The sequence below is a fragment of the Nonomuraea gerenzanensis genome, from assembly GCF_020215645.1.
Classification (GTDB): Bacteria; Actinomycetota; Actinomycetes; order Streptosporangiales; family Streptosporangiaceae; genus Nonomuraea; species Nonomuraea gerenzanensis.
On record NZ_CP084058.1, the window covers coordinates 16,596 to 35,218 of the forward strand.

General features: G+C 67.1%; 24 protein-coding genes. 9 read left to right on the plus strand and 15 right to left on the minus strand.

Annotated features, from left to right (window positions below; translation table 11 throughout):
* Nucleotides 1-2: 2 nt before the first annotated feature.
* The 7 genes from LCN96_RS00075 to LCN96_RS00105 all read right to left on the minus strand — a co-directional run bounded on the left by LCN96_RS00075 (nt 3) and on the right by LCN96_RS00105 (nt 4,911).
* Nucleotides 3-254, minus strand: a complete 252-nt coding sequence (locus LCN96_RS00075) for a hypothetical protein (RefSeq protein ID WP_225270531.1) — start codon at nt 252-254, stop codon at nt 3-5.
* A gap of 142 nt (nt 255-396) precedes the next feature.
* Entirely contained in the window at nt 397-2,586 is a 2,190-nt protein-coding gene (locus tag LCN96_RS00080; RefSeq protein ID WP_225270532.1) for a cell division protein FtsK, read from the minus strand.
* Between the two features lie 217 nt (nt 2,587-2,803).
* Complete coding sequence (locus LCN96_RS00085) at nt 2,804-3,802, minus strand: DUF2637 domain-containing protein (protein ID WP_225270533.1); 999 nt, start codon at nt 3,800-3,802, stop codon at nt 2,804-2,806.
* Nucleotides 3,803-3,837: 35 nt separating this feature from the next.
* A complete protein-coding gene (locus LCN96_RS00090) occupies nt 3,838-4,062 on the minus strand; it encodes a hypothetical protein (protein ID WP_225270534.1) in 225 nt (74 codons plus the stop codon).
* A 2-nt stretch (nt 4,063-4,064) separates the two neighbouring features.
* The gene (locus LCN96_RS00095; protein ID WP_225270535.1) at nt 4,065-4,229 is read right to left on the minus strand and encodes a hypothetical protein; all 165 of its coding nucleotides are present in this window, start codon (nt 4,227-4,229) and stop codon (nt 4,065-4,067) included.
* Between the two features lie 176 nt (nt 4,230-4,405).
* A complete protein-coding gene (locus LCN96_RS00100) occupies nt 4,406-4,723 on the minus strand; it encodes a WhiB family transcriptional regulator (protein WP_225270536.1) in 318 nt (105 codons plus the stop codon).
* Nucleotides 4,720-4,911 carry a hypothetical protein gene (locus LCN96_RS00105; protein ID WP_225270537.1) on the minus strand — a complete coding sequence of 64 codons (192 nt, stop codon included), beginning with the start codon at nt 4,909-4,911 and terminating at the stop codon, nt 4,720-4,722. The genes LCN96_RS00100 and LCN96_RS00105 overlap by 4 nt, the downstream gene beginning before the upstream one ends.
* Before the next feature lie 200 nt (nt 4,912-5,111).
* Here LCN96_RS00105 and LCN96_RS00110 point away from each other — a divergent pair, with 200 nt between their 5' ends.
* Nucleotides 5,112-5,924, plus strand: a complete 813-nt coding sequence (locus tag LCN96_RS00110; protein WP_225270538.1) for a GntR family transcriptional regulator — start codon at nt 5,112-5,114, stop codon at nt 5,922-5,924.
* Nucleotides 5,917-6,480 (plus strand): GNAT family N-acetyltransferase, encoded by a 564-nt coding sequence (locus tag LCN96_RS00115; RefSeq protein ID WP_225270539.1) that lies wholly within the window; start codon nt 5,917-5,919, stop codon nt 6,478-6,480. Before LCN96_RS00110 ends, LCN96_RS00115 begins: the two co-directional genes overlap by 8 nt.
* Before the next feature lie 16 nt (nt 6,481-6,496).
* Here LCN96_RS00115 and LCN96_RS00120 read toward each other — a convergent pair whose 3' ends face one another.
* Together LCN96_RS00120 and LCN96_RS00125 are read right to left on the minus strand one after the other, a co-directional pair.
* Nucleotides 6,497-6,724 carry a hypothetical protein gene (locus LCN96_RS00120; RefSeq protein ID WP_225270540.1) on the minus strand — a complete coding sequence of 76 codons (228 nt, stop codon included), beginning with the start codon at nt 6,722-6,724 and terminating at the stop codon, nt 6,497-6,499.
* 91 nt (nt 6,725-6,815) lie between these two features.
* A complete protein-coding gene (locus LCN96_RS00125) occupies nt 6,816-7,067 on the minus strand; it encodes a hypothetical protein (protein WP_225270541.1) in 252 nt (83 codons plus the stop codon).
* 101 nt (nt 7,068-7,168) lie between these two features.
* Between LCN96_RS00125 and LCN96_RS00130 the strand changes: the two genes are divergently transcribed.
* Both LCN96_RS00130 and LCN96_RS00140 read left to right on the plus strand, forming a co-directional pair.
* Nucleotides 7,169-8,398 carry a helix-turn-helix domain-containing protein gene (locus LCN96_RS00130; protein WP_225270542.1) on the plus strand — a complete coding sequence of 410 codons (1,230 nt, stop codon included), beginning with the start codon at nt 7,169-7,171 and terminating at the stop codon, nt 8,396-8,398.
* A gap of 1,271 nt (nt 8,399-9,669) precedes the next feature.
* Nucleotides 9,670-10,524: a hypothetical protein gene (locus tag LCN96_RS00140; RefSeq protein WP_225270544.1), complete on the plus strand. Its 855-nt coding sequence runs from the start codon at nt 9,670-9,672 to the stop codon at nt 10,522-10,524.
* A 434-nt stretch (nt 10,525-10,958) separates the two neighbouring features.
* Here the strand turns inward: LCN96_RS00140 and LCN96_RS00145 are convergent, their stop codons facing one another.
* Nucleotides 10,959-11,510, minus strand: coding sequence for an RICIN domain-containing protein (locus tag LCN96_RS00145; RefSeq protein WP_225270545.1), 552 nt, complete (start codon nt 11,508-11,510; stop codon nt 10,959-10,961).
* Between the two features lie 285 nt (nt 11,511-11,795).
* On the opposite strand from LCN96_RS00145, the gene LCN96_RS00150 reads away from it, so the two are divergent.
* The 3 genes from LCN96_RS00150 to LCN96_RS00160 all read left to right on the plus strand — a co-directional run bounded on the left by LCN96_RS00150 (nt 11,796) and on the right by LCN96_RS00160 (nt 13,117).
* Nucleotides 11,796-11,975, plus strand: coding sequence for a hypothetical protein (locus tag LCN96_RS00150; RefSeq protein ID WP_225270546.1), 180 nt, complete (start codon nt 11,796-11,798; stop codon nt 11,973-11,975).
* A gap of 61 nt (nt 11,976-12,036) precedes the next feature.
* Nucleotides 12,037-12,402, plus strand: coding sequence for a DUF2809 domain-containing protein (locus LCN96_RS00155; RefSeq protein ID WP_225270547.1), 366 nt, complete (start codon nt 12,037-12,039; stop codon nt 12,400-12,402).
* Nucleotides 12,403-12,955: 553 nt separating this feature from the next.
* Nucleotides 12,956-13,117 (plus strand): hypothetical protein, encoded by a 162-nt coding sequence (locus LCN96_RS00160; protein ID WP_225270548.1) that lies wholly within the window; start codon nt 12,956-12,958, stop codon nt 13,115-13,117.
* 39 nt (nt 13,118-13,156) lie between these two features.
* Here LCN96_RS00160 and LCN96_RS00165 read toward each other — a convergent pair whose 3' ends face one another.
* From LCN96_RS00165 to LCN96_RS00180, 4 genes are all read right to left on the minus strand, one after another.
* Complete coding sequence (locus LCN96_RS00165; protein ID WP_225270549.1) at nt 13,157-14,146, minus strand: pyridoxal-phosphate dependent enzyme; 990 nt, start codon at nt 14,144-14,146, stop codon at nt 13,157-13,159.
* A complete protein-coding gene (locus tag LCN96_RS00170) occupies nt 14,143-14,853 on the minus strand; it encodes a helix-turn-helix transcriptional regulator (protein WP_225270550.1) in 711 nt (236 codons plus the stop codon). Before LCN96_RS00170 ends, LCN96_RS00165 begins: the two co-directional genes overlap by 4 nt.
* Before the next feature lie 319 nt (nt 14,854-15,172).
* A complete protein-coding gene (locus tag LCN96_RS00175) occupies nt 15,173-16,021 on the minus strand; it encodes a hypothetical protein (protein ID WP_225270551.1) in 849 nt (282 codons plus the stop codon).
* A complete protein-coding gene (locus LCN96_RS00180; protein ID WP_225270552.1) occupies nt 16,018-16,530 on the minus strand; it encodes an RNA polymerase sigma factor in 513 nt (170 codons plus the stop codon). Before LCN96_RS00180 ends, LCN96_RS00175 begins: the two co-directional genes overlap by 4 nt.
* 111 nt (nt 16,531-16,641) lie before the next feature.
* Here LCN96_RS00180 and LCN96_RS00185 point away from each other — a divergent pair, with 111 nt between their 5' ends.
* Nucleotides 16,642-16,857: a hypothetical protein gene (locus LCN96_RS00185; protein ID WP_225270553.1), complete on the plus strand. Its 216-nt coding sequence runs from the start codon at nt 16,642-16,644 to the stop codon at nt 16,855-16,857.
* 100 nt (nt 16,858-16,957) lie between these two features.
* On the opposite strand, the gene LCN96_RS00190 is transcribed toward LCN96_RS00185, so the two are convergent.
* On the minus strand, nt 16,958-17,914 hold the full coding sequence (locus LCN96_RS00190; RefSeq protein WP_225270554.1) for an alpha/beta fold hydrolase: 957 nt from the start codon (nt 17,912-17,914) through the stop codon (nt 16,958-16,960).
* A 210-nt stretch (nt 17,915-18,124) separates the two neighbouring features.
* Here LCN96_RS00190 and LCN96_RS00195 point away from each other — a divergent pair, with 210 nt between their 5' ends.
* The gene (locus LCN96_RS00195; protein ID WP_225270555.1) at nt 18,125-18,589 is read left to right on the plus strand and encodes an SAM-dependent methyltransferase; all 465 of its coding nucleotides are present in this window, start codon (nt 18,125-18,127) and stop codon (nt 18,587-18,589) included.
* Nucleotides 18,590-18,623 lie beyond the last annotated feature (34 nt).

The following is an 18,623-nucleotide window of genomic DNA, read 5'->3' on the forward strand; positions in this document are numbered from 1 at the left end:
AGTCAGCGGGTGGCGTCGCGGTGCAGGGCGCGGAAGTGGTTCCAGAGGTGGCGGCCGATTCGCAGGCGGAGACCGGTGGCGCGGCAGCGGCGGCACTCGTGAGTGCCGCGTCCGATGCGGTTGGGCTTGCGGCCCTTGCCGTGGCAGGAGCGGCAGCGGCGGAAGGGCCTGATGTAGCACTCGGCGGCGTAACGGACGGTGATGAACAGGGTGGTGAAGATCACTGCGATAGCGATGAACAGGGCAGGGTCCATGGGTGGCCTCCTGGGCCGTTTTCGGGTGTCCTCAAGGGAGGGCGCTAGCGTGCTAACGCCCTGGCCAGGGCTTATTTCTGGTGCTAGCGGGGGTGCTAGCGATAGCAGGGTCAGCTGCTAGCGCTAGCACCCTCCGGCGGGGTTACTCGGTGCCGGTTCGGCGGTTACGTCCCGCTATGGCGTCGGTGAGGTCGTCCAGGCGGATGCCGCGCCGGGTGACGGCCTTGCCGTCGATGCGGCGGCCGATGCTCTGGACGGCTACGCCGTGCGGTTTGAGTGCGGTGGTGAGCTGTTCGGAGGCCCAGCCGGTGTAGAAGTCGGGGCGAAGTTCGGCCAGGCGGGTGCACAGGGTTTCGTTCCAGGCGGCCGTCTCGCCTGCGGGCCAGATTTGGGCGAGGTCGGTGAGCAGGTCGAAGGTGGGCGCGTCGGTGCGGGTCTGGGTGCCTTCCTCGGGCAGGGTGCCGGCCAAGCCGCGTAGCTGCATGGCGCGGGTCACCACGTGCTTGGCGGCGTCGGTGTCCACCATGAAGGAGCGGCGGGCGGCTGGCTTGCCGAGGCCGGACAGGATGCCCCAACCGGCCTCTTTGACGGGCTCGAAGATGGTGGCGCGGTAGCCGTTCTTGTACATCGAGGTGCCGAGGATCATGTCGTTGGCGACCTGGTCGGCGACGCTCATGCAGTAGCGGGTGTTGACGTTGCGGGTGATGCCGGTCGGCAGGCTGTCCTTGTCGGGGATCTGGGTGCCGATCAGCAGGATCACGCCCAGGGCGCGGCCCAGCTTGATGACCTTCTCCAGGATCTCTCCGGCTTCCTTGCCGTACTTGGGGTGCAGGAACAGCTCTTGGATTTCGTCGATGGCGACGATCAGCGGGTGCAGGCCGGAGTCCTTGAGCGAGGCGAGTTCCGGGGTGACCTTGTTCTCCGGGGCCTTGCCGAGCTGGGCGAAGTGGGCGATGCGCTTGGAGCGGTGTTCGCACTCCTTGTAGAGCCAGCGGATCATCCCGGCGCAGCGGGCGATGGTCTCGTCGTCGAAACCGTTGCCGTACTCGGTGCAGACCGGCTCCAGGACCTTGAAGTCTCCGACGCCCTTGAGTTCGTAGATGCGCAGCTCGGAGCGCGGGTCCAGCGAAGCGGCGAGTACGGCCAGGCGCAGGGCGAAGGTCTTGCCGGAGCCTGGCTGGCCGCCGACCAGCCAGTTGCGGAACATCAGGGCGGCGTTGATGGTGTCCATGCGGGGCGTGGTGGCGAACGGGAAGGGCTTGAAGACGTCCACCTTGCCGTCCTTGAGCAGGGGCCAGGCGGGTTGCTTCATCTGGGAGGCGGGTTCGTAGCCGACCCACAGGGCGAGGCGGCCGGGGTGGCCGTCGCCGGGTTCGGGCCAGACCTGGTCGAGCGGGAGGCGCATGCCGGAGGCCAGCCGGCCACGGCGGGCGACCACGTCGGCGGCCTCCACGCCGAAGGGCAAGTCGATGATGGCCAGGTGGCCGGGGCCGTCGCGGTGGATGTCCTGCGGGAAGCTGATGGCGTGCTGGTCCTTGCTGACGGCCTGGTTGATGCCGGAGATGCCGCAGGACAGCAGCGCGCGGCGGACCAGCTCGGCGGTGAGCTTGCGGTAGCGCGGTCCTTCCGAGACGCGGTCGGTGATGGGCTTGTCCGTGGGCCTACCGGCGCGGGCCAGCAGCGGCACCACCACGGCGATGGCCAGCAGGCGGCCCCACGTCGGGATGTCGGCGAGTAGGAAGACGAGGAGGCCGATCAGGGCCGTCACCGCGAGGGCGGCCAGGACCGACCAGCGCCAGCGGGATTGGCGCTGGCGCTGCTTGTCCAGCTTCAGCCAGGTCTCCGGGTCGTTGCGGTCGGCGGCGTACTGGCGCAGTGCCCAGTTGCCCTCCTCGGCCGTCGCCCAGTGCAGGAGCTTGCCCGTGGCGCGGAAGAAGCCGACCGGGGCGTAGAGGGTGGCCTTGGCGGCGTACTTGGGTGAGCGGACCGCGTGGTAGCCGAGCACGTACCCGGCGTCCTTGGCGGCCCAGATCAGCATGGAGCGTGTACCGTTCCAAGACTTCAAGGTCGCGGGGACGATCGGAGCGCGACGTCTGTCAGTGCTGGAGTGGTAGGGCACGTCGTCGTCCGGCGGGTCGACCGGCGGCCCGAGGACCGTGCCCTCGATCGCGATCGTCTCGCGGTCGAAGAACTCGTCCTCGTCGCGGTCGTCCGCGCGGCGGGCGCGGCGACGAGCCGCGTCCAGCGGGACGACCTCGCCACCGGTCTCGGGTGCGGTCGGACCGTCGTTCTCGTCGGGGTGGTCTTCGTGGTCGTGCGGGTGATGAGTCATGATGTGTGCACCTCGTGTGCGTAGCTGCGAGCGGGGTTGCGGGGCGCGGCCGGAGTCTTGGCGGATGAGGCCGCGTCCCGTACTGGCTTGTTCAGGGACGATGTGCGGTCGGACCGCGTGTCGTCCCTGCGGGCGGTTGTGGTGATGTCGGCGGTCGGCCCGTGCGGTCCGACCGGTGAGGGATCGCCGGTCGAAGGGCGGGCGAAGGTAAGAGCCATCAAGCCGCCTCCTGCTCCGTGTTCTCGGCGGTCGGACCGGTCTCGGTCCGCAGGCGGGCGAGCAGCGCTCCCGCGCGGTCGGTGGAGATGGACTGGCCGGTCTGGCGGATGGCGTAGCGGAGCCGGTCCCGCGTCAGCGTGACGCCTCGGGCGTCGTGGTCGGCGGCGACCTGCCAGCCCAGCGGCATGAGGTCGTCCACCTCGGACGGGGCGATGGCAGGACGGGTGGTCTTGCGCGACTTACGGGGTGACGGCTTGCGGGCGGGTGCGGCGGTCAGGGCAGGACGCTGGGGAGCCGGAGGCGGCACGAGTCGTACCGGTTCGGTCCGGGCCGGCGCGAGTTCGCCGAGCTTGTACAGGGCGCGCTCGCGTCGGCTGGCCCTGAACTGCCACAGGCGGCCGTACCGGTCCTGAAGGTCGGTCTTGGCCAGGATCCGCTCACGCTCGCGGTTCAGAGCTTCGGGGTACGAGCGCACCTCCCAGAGCACCATGCGCCGCCACAGGGCGAACGTCGGGACCGGGGACAGCAGCCAGCGCGAGATGCGGATGCTGTCGAGGCGGCGGGACGGGTGGGCCAGGTTGGCGCGCTTGCGGACGGCGTGGGTGCCGATCTCGACGGCCACCACCCACAGGCCGGGCAGGATCGCATGGGAGACGACGGCGAACCAGTTCGGCCCGCCGGGTGCGGTGGCGTAGGCGGCGACGTTCAGGTAGACGGTGACGGCGGTGAGCGTCCAGGGGATGAATCGCAGCCAGCGCACCCGCATGTTGAGGCGGGCCAGGACGATGTCCAGGGCGGAGAACACGCCGATGCCGAGGTCTACCCCGAGGGGCAGCAGGAAGGCGAGCGGTCCGAACGTGGGCTTGGCCGCGTCCATGACGGTGGCGAAGGAGATGACGAACCCGATCAGCCCCAGCACGCCGACAGCGGCGGCGGTGACCGAGATCAGGGTCTGCTCTCCTTCCGACAGCGGGCGCGGGCCGGGCTGGTCGTTCATGGTGATGGCTCCGTTCGGTGAAGTGGCGGGACTGTTCATCGGCCCCACCGCCGTCCCCAGCAGCGCGGGCAGCCAGGCTTGCTGCACCAGTTCCGAGGGGAGGCGGCCCAGCCTCGGGCGACGACTTCGAGAGAGCCGCCCTGGCGGACGGTGGCGCGGGAGACCTGCCAGAGCCGGTAACGCTCCTGGCCCATGCGCACCAGCTCGATGCAGAGGCCGCCGACGAGGAAGACGAGGATGTAGGAGAGGACTGTGATCATGGCTAGCTCCACTTGCGGTTCTTGAACTGCTGGGCGGACTGCTTGTGACGCTTGATCGCCTCCGGGTCAGAGAAGCGATCCAGGTGCGGGTTGGCCTTGCGGGCGTTCTCCTGGAGCTGCGCCCACTGCCAGTCGGTGATGGTGTTCGGAGGCTGGTCGTGAGACATGGGCTGATCTCCGTTCAGTGGCCGGAGCGGACGAGCATGCGGCAGACGCGGCAACCGGGCTGGCAGCGAGCGCCATGGATGACGCAGCGCTGGGCCGGACGGCCACCGCCGCAGCGGCAGCCGAACGGGCTGCGGGTCCGCTTGCCGCACTCGCAGCACTGGAAGCGGGCGGCCATCTACGCCACCTCGTTCGCGCGGCGGTCGGGAAGGAAGATGAGGAGCGGGCGTACGTCTCGCAGTTCTTCTGCGGTGTAGCCCGCCCAGACGCCCTCCTCCGGGTCGAGCGCCATGGCGTAGGACAGGCAGGCGGCGCGGGCCGGGCAGCGCGTCTGGCAGATGGCTTTGGCCGTCGCCTCCCGGGTCCAGCGCTCTTCGTCGGTCTCGATGTCGGGACCGGTGAAGAGGACGGCCATGGTGGAGTCGCACGCCGGTTCGGCGTTGATGAGGTCGTCCAGGAGATCGGAGACCTCGTCGTTCTCGTACTCGTTGTTCACAGGTCCACCCCCAGCGCGCGGAGGGCCTGGACGAGAACGAGGCGGATGCAGGTGGGGCAGATCGGCGGCGACGGCGGCTCGACGTCCGGCGCGGACTCCTCCACGCCATCGCACATGAGACAGAACCACTGGACGGGCTCGGCGAGATCGTCAGGGACGATCCGCATGGTCTTGGACCCGTAGGTCATGATGAGTACACCTCTCTTGAAGGGGCGCCGGGGTGCGGGACTGGTTTGGCGACTAGGGACCGCATCCCGGCTTCTTCGTTGTTTGGCCTGGTCAGCTGGGCTGATCATGCCCTGGTGCGTCTTATTTAAACAAGGCGAACAAGCGTCGTCAACGACTGCTGGCATACTTGTTTGAACAAGGCGAACGAGAGGGGCTCAACATGCCCAGCCAGAGGCGGCGGGACACGCTCCGCGGGGACGTGTCGGCACGGATCGCCGAGGACCTACGACAGGCCATCCTGAGCGGCGAGTACGCCGAGGGGGACCGGCTTCCGAGCACGTCTGAACTCATGGAGCAGGAGCAGGTGTCGTCGCTGAGCGTGCGACACGCCTACCAGGCGCTGATCGGTGAGGGCCTGGTCGTGGCCGTGCCGAAGAAGGGCTTCTACGTCCGCGAGTCGCTGCGCATGACCTGGCACATGACGAAATGGCAGGACCCGAAGCGCCTGGAGAACGTCAAGACCGACGGCTGGACGGCGGATGTCGAGGCGGCTGGCTTCTCCCATCGGCAGACCATCAGCGTGAGCATCCTGCCGGGCAGCCACATGGTGGCTGGAACACCGATCGCGGAGCGGCTGGGCATCCCGGAGAGTGAGCGGGTCGTGGTGCGTAGCCGGGTCCGCTACATCGGGCCGGGGCCGGATCAGCCGGCCAACGAGCCGGAGTCGCTGGCGGACTCCTACTACGCGTACAACCTCGTCAAGGACACCGGGATCATGGAGCCGGACAGCGTCAACACGGCTCAGGTCCTGGCCGAGCTCGGGTGTCCGATGCGCGACCACATCGACGAGCTGACCCCGCGGATCGCCTCTCGTCAGGAGACGGACCGGTTGCAACTGGCGGGGGTCATGGCGGTGCTCGAAGTCGTCCGTACGACGCTGACCACGTCAGGCAAGCCCGTGCTAGTGCTGCACCAGATCAGGCCGGGTAACGGGTCGAAGTACATCTACCAGGTGGAGTGCAGAGATGACTGACCGTCCCGTCCTGGCGGCCCGTCTCGCCGTCGAGAGCGATACCGAGCGTGTCGTCGAGCTGCGTGCCGAGTCCGAACGCTGGTTGGCCGAGCGTGGCATCCAGCAGTGGACGGCGAAGTGGGACGAGATCGGCCGGGAGAAGATCCGCCGCAACATCGCCAACCGCGAGACCTGGGTGTTCGAGGCCGGCGGCGAGGTGGTCGCCACGGTGACGCTCAACACCCGGCCGGATCTGGACTTCTGGGATCCGGACACTGACGGGCCTGCCCTGTACCTGTACAAGCTGCTCGTCGCTCGGGACCAGGCGGGCCGGGGGCTGGGCGGTGACATCGTGGACTGGTCGGTGGATCAGGCCGCGCGGCAGGGATTCCCGTGGCTGCGCCTGGATGTGTGGCGTACCAACCACGGGCTTCAGCGCTACTACCTGGAGCACGGATTCGAGCACGTGCGCACGGTCGTGGTGGACGGGCGCGACTCAGGGGCCTGCTTTCAACGGCGAGCCGCGCCCGTCTCCGTGCCGAACATCGTCGAAGAGGGCGTACGCGACGTTCTGTGACGTGAAGGGGTGGACTTCATGACCTGCGTTCCTTGTGCTCGTGGGCAGTCACCAGGGCGATCCACACCTGGCGAGCCTCCGGGTAGCGGCCCCGGCCGGTCTCCTCGTAGCCGACGCCCTCGACGTGACGCAGGACGAAGAACCTCCTGGCCTCACAGCACCACTCGTACTCCCCGCAGCACGAGGTCTCCGTCACCCGGACGCGGCGGGCGCTGGTTGGGACGTGCGGTTCCCAGACGTACATGGCGGCTTGCTTCCGGTTCACACAGCTCAGGGGCGGCGCCTGACAGCGCCGCCCAACGCGATGACTGATCTGACATACGGATCCGCCGGCCTCACTCGGCGGCGGCGATGGCCTTCTCCCTGTGCAGCCGCAGCAGGGTCACGCCGTAGATATAGGAGGGGTCTGATGCGTAACGGTCCAGGCGCACGAACTGCACCGCGCCCGTGGCGCCGGGCGCTAACGACTCCAGTGCCTGCCGCAGGCGCACGGAGGCCCGCTCCAGTTCGCCGGTGATGCCGCACGAGCCTCGGCCGTCGTCGTCAGAAGCCGTCCACGAGTAGAAACCCTCGGTGTCGAAGTGCACGACTACATCAGAGCCACGCGCGGTACCACGCCTGTAGAGGACACTGAGAGGCGACCCCTGATGTCCGCCCCCGTGTCCGCCCGTCCCCGGAGGAGCACAGGATGACCGACATCCCAGAGGTTCCCGTCTGGGCCACCCGCCTGCTCGCCGCGCGCACCGCCAAGGGCTGGTCCCAGCGCGACCTGGCCCGCGAACTGATCAGGGTCTCCGACGAGCCGCTGACCGAGGTGCCGAACCTCATCCGCCGCATCCGGGGCCACGAGACCGGCGAGCACCGCCCGGACGCCTTCTACACCCGGCTCTACTGCAAGGCGTTCGGCCTGACGGAAGACCAGCTGTTCGGCACCGTCATCAAGCCGGTCCCCACCCTCGCCCTGCCCACGCTGGCCCCGGACGCCGACCTGTACGAGCGCATAACCCGCGCGATCGAGCATCCGTCCCGCGTCGATATGGCGACCGTGCAATGGCTGGAACACTGCCTGGCTGAACACCGCCGCGTCGAGGACACCATCGGTAGCAAGCCTCTCCTGCCGCTGATCCACGCCCAGCTCTCGACTGTGGCCGACCTTGCGCGAGGCGCCCGTGGCCCGCTGGCCGACCGGGCCGTTGCCGTTCTGGCTCAGTACGCCCAGTTCATCGCCTGGATGTGCCAGGACTCCCGCCAGCACGCCGCCGCCCTGGCCTGGTACGACCGCTCCCACGCCTGGGCCCTTGAAGCCGGAGACGCATGCCTGGCCTCCACCACCCTGAACATGCGCGCCCACCAAGCCTGGAGCCTCGGCGACGCTCCCCGCTGCGTCCGCCTGGCCGAAGCCTCCCGCTGGCACGACGGCCGCAGCAGCTACGGCGTGCAGGGCATGGCCGTCCAGATGGCCGGCCGGGGTCACGCACAACTGGGCGAGGCCAATCTGGCGCGCATCCGGCTCGCCGAAGCCGAAGACCTCATCCGAACCGCCGCCGAACAGCCCGAGGAGGAACCGCCCTGGATGTACTTCTACGACGAGGGCTGGTTCCTCATGCAACGCGGTATGGCTGAGCTGGAGCTTGGCGACGGTCGCCGCGCCGCCGACTACCTCGAACGCGGCCTGTCTTCCTTGCCTGCCCACTATCGCCGTGATCGTGCCTGGTATGGAGCCTGCCTTGCCCGGGCACAGGCCACGCAGGGAGACGCCGAAGCCGCCACCGCCACAGCTCTGAAGATTGCTCCGGACGCTACAGCGCTCAACGCCTACGCTGTAATCGAACTCCGCCGCACCGCCTACGACCTGAACTCTGTGGGCGCTCCCGGCTCTCAAGCAATCAGAGACTTTCTGACTGACTCGAAGCCATAGTTAGTGTCCCTGCTGTCCCCGCTGTCCCTCATCCCCTTCAGGGGTGCGACGATCCTCACAGCCGAAGGGACAGCATGGGGGACAGTAATGTCGGTACGAACCGTGGGCTGTGCCCCCCAGTGTTTCAGCGTCCCTACGGCTACCGAAGGTCTATACCGAGGCCACGGGCGAAGCCGCGATCGAGAAGCTGCTGACCATCGTCCCGATCTCGCCCGGGCTGGCTCCTCACCTAGCAGCCCGCCTCTGGATCATCATTAGCGCGCCCATGCGCTGTCGACTCGTGAGTTGCGTCGACGCGGTAAGCGGCGGTTCTGTAAGCCTGCCGGCATCCCCTCATGGTTGACGCGGACATCGACGTTTCTCTTTTCTGGAACGATAGCGGTATTCTTACACCGACCAGATGGACTAGGTTGCATATCGTTACGTCACAAAAGGGGCGAATCGGTATGATTCCGGCATATCATCATGATGACTGCTCGCATCGATTGTGGCAATGGATAAAATACGGGAATGCTTCGACGAGTTCATTGACAGAATATCTCTAGGTGAAGCTGAGCGAAGATCGGCCCTCGCGAGAGCCGATATTCTAATGGAATATGTCTCTCGCTGTAGCGGGATATCGAAGTGCATTATGACGGGCTCAATGGCTCGCACAACTGCTATAAAACGATACTCCGATGTTGATGTGATTGTCATTCTCGATCTCCCGTCGGCACAGCGGCCCACGGTAGACTATGCTCTAGACTTGCTAATTCGGCTGTTAAGAACTGCGGGTTACGAGGCGAAGATTTCGGGTGCCGCCGTATCGGTTTCCTTCGTCAATGGTTATGGCATTGACTTCATGCCCGCCTTTGATCGTAAGGGTGCAGATGGAGGTCTATGCGACTTCGACATTCCAAGGAATGATCGGAAAGGATGGCTGCGGTATAGCCCAGATGATCAGACTCGACGCACCTCTTCGGCTGTAAAAATTTGCGGTCCCGACTTCAAAAAGCTGGTTCGTGCAGTCAAGTGGTGGGCGCGCATACACGGACATCAAGTTGCGTCATACGAGCTCGAACTTATTGCTTGCGAGACGTTTGTGAAAGAGCTCCCCGAACTGCCGCAGGCTATAGCCAGGTTCTTTCAAAGCGCAACGTTGCGCCTTGGGGCGCAAGTGAGCATTAAGGCTCCTGGCCTCAAGGATGCAAGTAGCGTGGCAAGGCGAGCTTGTGAACTGCAGGAGATCGGAGACATAGTGGGATCCGCATCTCTATGGAGGAGGATTTTTGGTGAGCAGTTCCCCATTGTCGTCTGCCGAGATCATCTCCATAGCTAATGCAGAGCTGACAAAGGCATCTAAGGGTTATAGTTTAAGTCGTCATCTGCAACTGGCTACTTTTGTGCTGGGTGTAGGATCCATCCTGATACCCAACACCTATACATATATACCAGCCTTGCTAGCTTTGATCACCCAGATGTCTTCCTGGATCTATCGCCATAAAGCTGGTCAACTCCATGGGGTGGGCGACGAGGGAAGAATGCGTGGCCTTCTCCTCGACGCATTGGGTCCAACTTCAGAGAAACTTGATCTGAGTAACTGGCTCAGTCGAGTGAGCGAGAAGAGCCGTGAGAAGGCTAAGTCGTCTGTGGATCCAGATTATTTCGCCAGTGGCACAAAAGTGGGAGCGCAACGACTCTGTGAGCATATGCAGGAGAATGCCTTCTGGGGCAAGTGTCTGTATAAGGTTACGGCTGCGCGATACACAAGAATAACGCTCTGGATCGCAGCTATTGGCGTTCTGTCTGTTCTCGTCGCAATCCCACTCACTTCCAGTCAGAACCTAGTCCTTGCACGCATCTTGGTGGCTGTACTAGCATCCGGGGCTGCCGTGACTCAGGTGAGCGAAATACTCTCCTGGAGGTCAGCGGAGACCAAAATCGAGATTTTGGATCGTCGTCTGGAAAAGCTCGCTACCTGCAGTGAGGATGAACTGAAGACGAGACGACTAGATGCTCTTCTTGCGGTATATGGCGATTACTGTGTGGCAACCGCTACTGCACCGCCGATTCCAGACTTCCTATATCGGCGAGAGCGTGCCCGCCTGAACGATCTATGGAAGCAGCGGATCCTGCAGTCTCCCTAAAGGCTGGCCGATGCGGAGGCGACGTCATGGCGGCTCGGCTGCTTGAGGGCCTGCGTGACAATCAGCAAGGACGATCACGGACGTCGGCGGACGTCGGTGACCTCTTCTGCCCAGCTCAACACGGTGCCCCCGGTGATCGGTACCTGTGTTCGAGTTGCCTGATAAGGAAGAGGTCCCAGGTTCAAGTCCTGGTAGCCCCACAGATTAGCAACAGCTCAGAGGCTGGATCCCGAGATCGTGGATTCGGCCTCTTGTTTGTTTGGCCGTCATTTGACCGTGAGCGCTTGCCTCGCGACCGGGCCGGGCCGTGTTCACGTCAGTTCGGCGTTCGTAAGGATGAGGGCGGTGCCGTTGGCATGGTCGGCGAGCAGCCCGTCGGCCCCTCAGCCGCCTCACCGCCCGTTCGGTGCGGGAGAGGCTCGGAGGGCGCCTGATCAGCCGATCCCCCAGAAGTGATCCCGCCAGCTGCCGCAGGGCCACTGGATCACGGGAGCGTTGTCCGCCCAGTCACCGCCCATGACGGCGAGGCATTGGCCGCTGTGCTTGTTGATGACCCAGTACTTGCCATCGGCATGCCGAACGAAGCGCCAGTGATGATCCTCGTACGTGCCGCAAGGCCACTGGATGAGCTGGATGCCACGTTCCATCGAACCGCCGGGCACAGCCAGACACTGGTTCGTGCCGTAGTTCCTGATCCGATAGAAGCTGGAGCTGAGGGGCTCGGGTTCCAGGACCCAGTAATGGTCCCACCAGGTTCCGCAGGTGAACTGCGTTATCTTCGCGCCTTGGGCCGTGGAGCCGCTGGGGATGTTCATGCATTTGTTGCTCCAGGCGTTGACGAACTTGAGTGTCACTCCATTCGGCGGGTCAGCAGCCCGCGAGGCCTTTCCCGCCGCATTTCCCGCCGCCGTTCCGGCGCTCGCCGGAGTCGCGACCACGGCCATCAACGCGAGGCCGGCCAGCAGCGTCGCAGCGATCTTCTTCATCGTCCTCCTCCTTGCGGACCTGCGAGTCCGAAGGCCATGCGCATGTCGGATCTCCATGGGATTCATGCTCACAGACCACCCTTACGCCGTACTGTCGCCGTCCTTTCGCCGAGGTGAGACGGCATGCTTGTGCACGGTCAGGGATTTCTCCAGATGGGCGGCCGGCATGATCCAGGCTGGCGGCCTTGAGATTTCCCGGCGGACGGTCATGCATTGCCGGGTGGATGAGGCGGCCATCCTGGCCGACGCCTACGGATGTGAGACGTCGACCGTTCCCGGCTCGTCGTGGTGTTCGCGCTGCGGACCCGGCGGGCGTGGTTTCTGATGAAGCAGAGAGCCGAGGAGCGGGGTGGTGGCTGGGCGAGGATATGGGATGAGGGCTTCGGCGATGAGATCAAGTGGTGCGAGCCTGGCTGGATCGGCCATGGCGCGGTCATCGAGGACGCAATCAGCATGCCGCCATGAGGGACGAGCTCTATGATCAGGTTCGTCCTGATCGTTGAGATTCGGAGAAGATGTCAATCTCATGCGCCGCGCCATGGTCCTTCTGGCTGGCGTCGCCCTCGCCGTCGGCGCGTTCGTCCTCTTCTACCGGGGCCCGGGACAACCGTTCATCCGCGGTTACGTGAGCGACGTCGGCGCCACCATGCTGGTCTACGCGTTCTTGGGGCTGCTGTGGCGCACCACCGCCGCACGCCGCTCCCTGGCTACGGCCGCGATCGCCGCCGCCGTCGAGTTCTACCAGATAGTCGGTATGACCCCGCCGGGGATCGGCGGTGTCCTGGTCGGTGCGTTCCCCGACCCATGGGACCTGGTCGCCTATGCCATCGGTGTGGTCGCAGCCCTGGCCTGGGAACGCCTCTTGGTCCGATCCGGTGATCAGACCGGCTGACTCTCTGACACCACCCCCATCGGCACGACGGCGGTACGGATGCTCCCATGGCGGCGAGGTCACCGGGTTCGTCCTGCGCGGCGGCCAGCGTCGCAAAGCAGGACCGCCGTATCGCAGGACGAGCGGCGCATCGCATCGCATCGCATCGCGTCTCTCTCGATCGCGGTCAGTCATTGTCGTGTTTCAGGAGCTCCGGTAGTAACGGCAAGAGCAAGAGATCACGTGGCCATCGAGCAGGATTTCTGATGTCCGCCTATCGGGAGCCTTCTGGCCATCCACCTGGATTCACCTGGTCCGTCGACCTGGAGTTCTAGATGGCCGCTTACGATGCTCCTGGCCTCACGGCGGCCCCGAGGGGTACCGGCCGTCGGCGTCGGCGTGGGCATGGAGTGAGGACGCGCTGGTCCAGGCGGCCCGCTGGCCGCGTGACCATCACGAGGCCGTGGCCGGCTACGTGCCCTCCCCACGGCGCGTTGGCGGCTCGGGGCACCTGGACCCCGGGAACAGTCGGCTGTGGCTGTTACTGGAGGCGTGCGGGTGGCGCGGGCGGCCTGTGGAGATCGTCCGGGAGGCGCGGGAGCGGCTGCGGGTGCGTGCGGCGGAGATACGCAGGTATGGGCGCGACCCGGACGAGCTCTACGTCAAGCTCTACGAGCGCGGTTTCGCGGGACGGCTGGATCAGGTGATCCGGGAGCTGGCGGATTCTTCCTTGTGAGGTGACGCCGCTGCCGCTGGTCCCCGACGGGCTGGGGGCTCAGGCGGGCTGGACCTGGGGCGCGTCCGCGCACAGCTCGGCGAAGCGGCGGGCGTCGACGTTGCCGCCGGAGATGATGAGGCCGATTCGGGCAGGTACGGGCTCCAGCCGCCCCGACAGCAGGGCGGCCAGCGGGGTGGCGCCGCTGGGCTCGACGACGATCTTCAGGCGTTCGAACGCGAAACGCATGGCGGCGCGGATGTCGTCGTCCGAGACGAGGGCGACGTCGTTCACCAGGTGCTTGTTGATGGAGAACGTCAGCTCGCCGGGGATGTCGGCGGCCTGGCCGTCGGCGATGGTGCGGGGGACGGGGATGGATACCCGCTCCCCCGCCGCCAGCGAGCGTTTGGTGTCGTCGCCCGCCTCCGGCTCGACGCCGATCACCTGGATGCCGGGCAGCAGGCCCTTGGCTGCCGTGGCGCTGCCGGCGATCAGTCCGCCGCCGCCGATCGGGACCAGGAGCGCGTCCAGGTCGCCGGTCTCCTCGATGAGTTCCAGGGCGGCGGTGCCCTGGCCGGCGATGACGTGCGGGTGCTCGTACGGCGGGATGAGCGCCAGGCCGCGGTCGGCGGCCAGGGCCTCGCCGATGGCGACCCGGTCGCCGGTGTAGCGGTCGTAGGTGACGATCTCGGCGCCGTAGCCGGCGGTGGCCTCCATCTTGGAACGCGGGGTGTCCTCGGGCATGAGGATGACCGCGGTGCTGCCGAGCTCGCGGGCGGCCAGGGCCACGGCCTGGGCGTGGTTGCCGGAGGAGTAGGCGGCGATGCTCCGGGCGAGTTGCTCGGGGGTGAGGCGGGAGACGGCGTTGTAGGCGCCGCGGAACTTGAAGGCGCCGATGCGCTGGAAGTTCTCGCACTTGAGGAGGACCTCGGCGCCGGCCAGGGCGTCCAGGGTGCGCGAGCGCAGGACGGGCGTGCGGTGGGCGACGCCCTTGATGCGGGTGGCGGCGTCGCGGACGTCGTCGAGGGTGACCGGAAGGGCGTTCGTCATGCTTGCTGCTCCTGGGAGGTGTCGCGGGCCTGGGAAGTATCGCGGGCCTGGGAGATGTTGCGGGCCTGGGAGGTGTCGCGGGCCTGGGAGAGGTACTGGTAGGCGGAGGCGCGGGAGATGCCGAGCCGGGCGGCCACCTGGGGGACGGCGCGGCGTACGGCGAAGACGCCGCGTTCGTCCAGGGCCCTGAACAGGCTCAGGCGTTCCGCGCGGCTCAGGTCGGCCCAGGGTCTGCCCTGGTCGAGCTGATGGGCGTCGACGACGGCGGCAACGACGGAGTCGATGTCGTCGCCGAAGGTCGTGGTCGGCGCGCCGGTGGGGGCGGCCAGCCCGGCCAGCTGCCCGATCAGCGTGTGGGCCTGGGTGACGGCGGTGATGTCCAGGTTCACGCACAGGGCGCCGAACATGGTGCCGGTGCTGTCGCGCAGCACCATGGTCGAGGATTTGACGAGCTTGCCGTCCTTGGTGCGGGTGACGTAGTTGAGCTGGTCCTCGGCCTGGTCGCCGCGGGCGAGCAGGCCCATGCCGATCTCGCTCATCGAGCCGCCGACGCTGCGGCCGGTGACCGTGCCGGCGATGGCGACCACCGAGTTCTCCGGGCGGCGGAAGTCGTGCACCACCACCTCGCAGAATGAGCCCAGGGTCGCCACGATGCCGTCCACGACGGGGGTGAGTGCGGCGATGATCGCGTCCTGCTCACGCTTCATGAGCGGCCGGCTCACGTACGAGGGCCCCGACCGGACCGCCGACGCAGCTACGGGCGGGGCGGGGCTCGGTGAAGAAGGCCGCGTAAACGCGGTTGCGCCGGGACCGGAGGTCGGCGGGGTCCGTCAGGTAGGCCAGCACCTTGATCACCACACCGATCCTCCACGGTTCTCTGATCCATCTGGACATACTGTATATGGATTGGATGGACTGTCCAGGCGGCGCACTGGCCGGAGGAAGTCGAGCTGCAGCCAGTGGCCCGCGCCGTACAGCGACAAGGCCCGGCCGGCCGCCGGAGAGCCCACGCAGGCGTGACGGTGCTCAGCCGCCGTCGGCGCACCCGGCCTGGGCGTCGCGGTACCAGGAAGACACCTCCGCCTGTTCGGGACCGGCATAGATGACGACCTTGGTACGCCCCGACAGGAGCACCCCCGATGGCCACCACCCATCGGGCACATCGCGGCGGACCTCTCGCTTGGCTCCCACGCGGAAGGAGTCGATGTCCATCCCGCGCTTGGCCAGCTCGCCGCGCAGTTGCCCCACCGTCATGCGCAGGTAGGGCACGCAGTGCAGCACCTCCCCTGGGGCGCTGATCTCGCCGGTGGTGGCGTAGTTCTCACCGTCCCTGGCGGGTCTGCCCAGGATCACGCCGGCGGGCCCTGCCAGGTCGGCGGGGATCCGCAGCCTCACGGTGCAGGGGTCCTCGAAGGCCGGGCAGCCCGGGTCGGGGATCGGCTCGATCTGCGGTGTCGCCTCCTCGGCCGACGTGCCGTGACCGCCGACCACCTTGCCCACCAGGCTCGGTGACACCGGCTCCAGCTCCAGCGTGACCGGGAGGCCACGCGCGCGGAACTCCTCGGCGTACTGCTCGGGCGAGGCGTAGACGTCCTTCACGGTGACGATGTAGTCCTCGCCCGACCTGGCGAACTCCAGCGCCGCCGCCGGTCGTGGCCAGACCGCGACGCCGAGGGCGGCCACGGCGATGACGGTGCCCAGCGCCACGGTGAGCACCACCGGCTTCCAGGTCCGCCTGCGGGGCGCGGGTTGCGGCCCGGACGCGGCCATGATGCGCCGGGCGTGCGCCGCCAGCTCCGACGGGTCGGCGCGCACCCCGGCGGCCGGATCGTGTGCCCGGAGCAGGCTTCTGAGCTGCTTGACATCGTGGTTCATATGGCGCTCTCTCCGAGTTCCGGCCGGTGGTGAGGGTGGTCGGCGAGGGACTGTTCGAGCCGTTTGCGGGCGCGGTGCAGCCGCATCGCGGCCGCCGCTCTGGAGCAGCCGGCGACCTGGGCCGCTTCGCGCAGGTCGAGCCCTTCCCAGGCGACCAGCAGCACCAGCTCCCTGTCGCTCTCGCTCAGGTCGTTCAGTGCCGTCAGGGCGGCCTGCCGCGCGACGACCGCGACGGCGTGGTCGCCGATGTCGCCGGCGTCGTGGACCGCGAGCACCTCCTCGCGCCGCTGCTCCTTCTTGACGAGGTTGCGGATCAGGTTGCGGGCTGTGACGTACAGCCACGGCAGTGGGCGGTCGGGTGGTATGTCCCGGTGCTTCTGCCACGCGATCCTGAACGTCTCGTTGGCGATGTCCGGCGCGTCGGAGGGGCCGACGCGCCGCCACGCATATCGAAGGACCGACTCGTAGTGCTCCTGGAACAGGAGCGTGAAGTCTGCTTCTTCATCCACAGTCACACCCCCTATGTGTCGCCAGGACGTCCGACATCACCCGGGATGCGTACTGAAAAGCGGCTATCGTGGCCCCTCCTTGATCTCTGCCCTCACAGTGGGAGACGGTCCGTGACAGATCGCGATCTCTTCACCTACGCGTTGGTGGCCGGCACGATCGCCCTTGCCATCGCGATCCTCAGCACGATCTTCGGAGATGTGGCGAGAGCACCCGGCTTCGCGATCTCAAGCGCCCTGATAGGCATCGGATTCATGCTCGCTGCCGTCGCCCTTGCGATCTTCGAGCGGCGCGACAAGGGAAACTCTGGTCCAGGGCAGCGTGGATGACGCGGATGGTGACCTTGAGGCCGGTGCCTCCAGCGGTGCCGCCGTGGCGGCCTCCTTGCCGGTGCCGGCCATAGATCGAACCCGGCGCCGCCAGCGGTGCTCAGTCACCGAGGAAGGTGGCCAGCAGCGGGTTGACCTGTTCCGGGGCGTCCTCGTGGACGTTGTGCCCGGCGCCGGGAATGATCCGCACCACGGCGCCGGGGATGCGCCTGCCGTACTCCGAGGCGTAGGAGGCGGGCAGCCACTGATCGGCCTGTCCCCAGATCACCAGGGTGCGGGCGCGCAGGCGGGCGAGCCCGGCGTCCGTGGCCGTGTAGTCCTGGCTGCGGACGAGCCGGACGAACGCCTCCCGCTTGTCCGGGCGGGACATCCAGTGCCAGGTCTCGTCCACGACCTCGGGGGTGACCCGGTCCTGGTGGGCGAAGGCGGTGCGCAGGCTCCGTTCGAAGTCGGCGCGGCCCATCAGCTTGACCGCCAGCTCCCCCACGACGGGGATGGAGAACAGCGCCGTCTGCGAGGCGAGCGGCTTGTCCAGGCCAGGGGAGTCGAGCAGGACGAGCCGGTCGACGCGGGCCGGGTGGTGCTCGGCGTAGTACAGCGACCAGGCGCCTCCCCAGGAGTGCCCGACCAAGCGGACGGCCGGCAGTTTCGCCGCGTCCAGGAAGGTTCCGAGCGCCCGTGCCATGCCGGGGATGTCGTAGGCGAACTCCCCCTTCACGGTGGTGTATCCCTGGCCGGGCAGGTCGACGGCGTAGACGGTGTGCTCGCGGGACAGCGCCGCGATGGTGTGTCGGTAGGAGTACAGCCACTGCGCCCCGCCCGCCACCAGCACCACCGGTGACCCGCTGCCTGTCCTGCTGTAGTGGAAGCGCGCCAGGGGGGTGTCGAGATAGCTGCTCTCGTACGCCGAGCGGTAGCCGTCCACGGCCGCCGGTCGCCAGCCGTACGCGCCGAACAGCGTCACGGCCACCAGCACGGCGAGCACGGCGGCGACCCGGCGCGGCCAGCGCCTTCCGTGGCGTGGGGTCGGGGGAGCCGGCTGTCCGAGGTGTTCCATGGTGTCCTCTGGGTGGTGGGAGGGGCGGGCGTCCCCAGGAGGACGGGCAGGGGACGGCCGGTGTGACGGGCGCGAGAGTGATCTCCTTCACACGCTCCCCGTCACAGTGCTGTGCTCCGGCCTCCCGAAGTTCAGTCGGCTGACCGATCGTGCCGGGGCGATCGGGGCCTTACGGTCGTGATCGGCCGGACAGTACATGGAGGAGATGTCGTGCAGAGCATCACTGTGGAGCCCGTAGGTGTCGTCGTCGGTGGCCGTGCCGAGGCGTTCGACGACGACTGGAACGCCGAGCAGGCGGTGATCCGCATCGACGGCACCCGGTTCGGGCCGGACACGCTCGCCGGGCTGGACGCGTTCTCGCATCTGGAGGTGGTGTTCCGGTTCCATCTCGTGGATCCGTCCGCGATCTCCACCTCGGCTCGTCACCCGCGTGGCAACCCCGACTGGCCGCGGGTCGGCATCTTCGCCCAGCGGGGTAAGAACCGCCCGAACCTGCTGGGGGTCTCCCGCTGCCGGTTGCTCGCCGTCGATGGGCTGGATCTTCATGTACGCGGCCTGGACGCCGTCGACGGCAGCCCGGTCCTCGACGTCAAGCCGTACATGGCCGAGTTCGGCCCGCAGGGCGAGACGGTGCAGCCGGAGTGGGCGACCGAGCTGATGCGCGCCTACTACTGATCCGCACCGGCCGCCGGGGCTGATGGAGATGCGT

Excerpts from the sequence above, each read along its gene's own strand:
- LCN96_RS00075 (WP_225270531.1), bottom strand. The coding sequence starts at position 254 with ATGGACCCTGCCCTGTTCATCGCTATCGCAGTGATCTTCACCACCCTG.
- LCN96_RS00080 (WP_225270532.1), bottom strand. The coding sequence starts at position 2,586 with ATGACTCATCACCCGCACGACCACGAAGACCACCCCGACGAGAACGAC.
- LCN96_RS00085 (WP_225270533.1), bottom strand. The coding sequence starts at position 3,802 with ATGAACGACCAGCCCGGCCCGCGCCCGCTGTCGGAAGGAGAGCAGACC.
- LCN96_RS00090 (WP_225270534.1), bottom strand. The coding sequence starts at position 4,062 with ATGATCACAGTCCTCTCCTACATCCTCGTCTTCCTCGTCGGCGGCCTC.
- LCN96_RS00095 (WP_225270535.1), bottom strand. The coding sequence starts at position 4,229 with ATGTCTCACGACCAGCCTCCGAACACCATCACCGACTGGCAGTGGGCG.
- LCN96_RS00105 (WP_225270537.1), bottom strand. The coding sequence starts at position 4,911 with ATGACCTACGGGTCCAAGACCATGCGGATCGTCCCTGACGATCTCGCC.
- LCN96_RS00110 (WP_225270538.1), top strand. The coding sequence starts at position 5,112 with ATGCCCAGCCAGAGGCGGCGGGACACGCTCCGCGGGGACGTGTCGGCA.
- LCN96_RS00115 (WP_225270539.1), top strand. The coding sequence starts at position 5,917 with ATGACTGACCGTCCCGTCCTGGCGGCCCGTCTCGCCGTCGAGAGCGAT.
- LCN96_RS00120 (WP_225270540.1), bottom strand. The coding sequence starts at position 6,724 with ATGTACGTCTGGGAACCGCACGTCCCAACCAGCGCCCGCCGCGTCCGG.
- LCN96_RS00130 (WP_225270542.1), top strand. The coding sequence starts at position 7,169 with ATGACCGACATCCCAGAGGTTCCCGTCTGGGCCACCCGCCTGCTCGCC.
- LCN96_RS00145 (WP_225270545.1), bottom strand. The coding sequence starts at position 11,510 with ATGAAGAAGATCGCTGCGACGCTGCTGGCCGGCCTCGCGTTGATGGCC.
- LCN96_RS00155 (WP_225270547.1), top strand. The coding sequence starts at position 12,037 with ATGCGCCGCGCCATGGTCCTTCTGGCTGGCGTCGCCCTCGCCGTCGGC.
- LCN96_RS00165 (WP_225270549.1), bottom strand. The coding sequence starts at position 14,146 with ATGACGAACGCCCTTCCGGTCACCCTCGACGACGTCCGCGACGCCGCC.
- LCN96_RS00170 (WP_225270550.1), bottom strand. The coding sequence starts at position 14,853 with ATGAAGCGTGAGCAGGACGCGATCATCGCCGCACTCACCCCCGTCGTG.
- LCN96_RS00175 (WP_225270551.1), bottom strand. The coding sequence starts at position 16,021 with ATGAACCACGATGTCAAGCAGCTCAGAAGCCTGCTCCGGGCACACGAT.
- LCN96_RS00190 (WP_225270554.1), bottom strand. The coding sequence starts at position 17,914 with ATGGAACACCTCGGACAGCCGGCTCCCCCGACCCCACGCCACGGAAGG.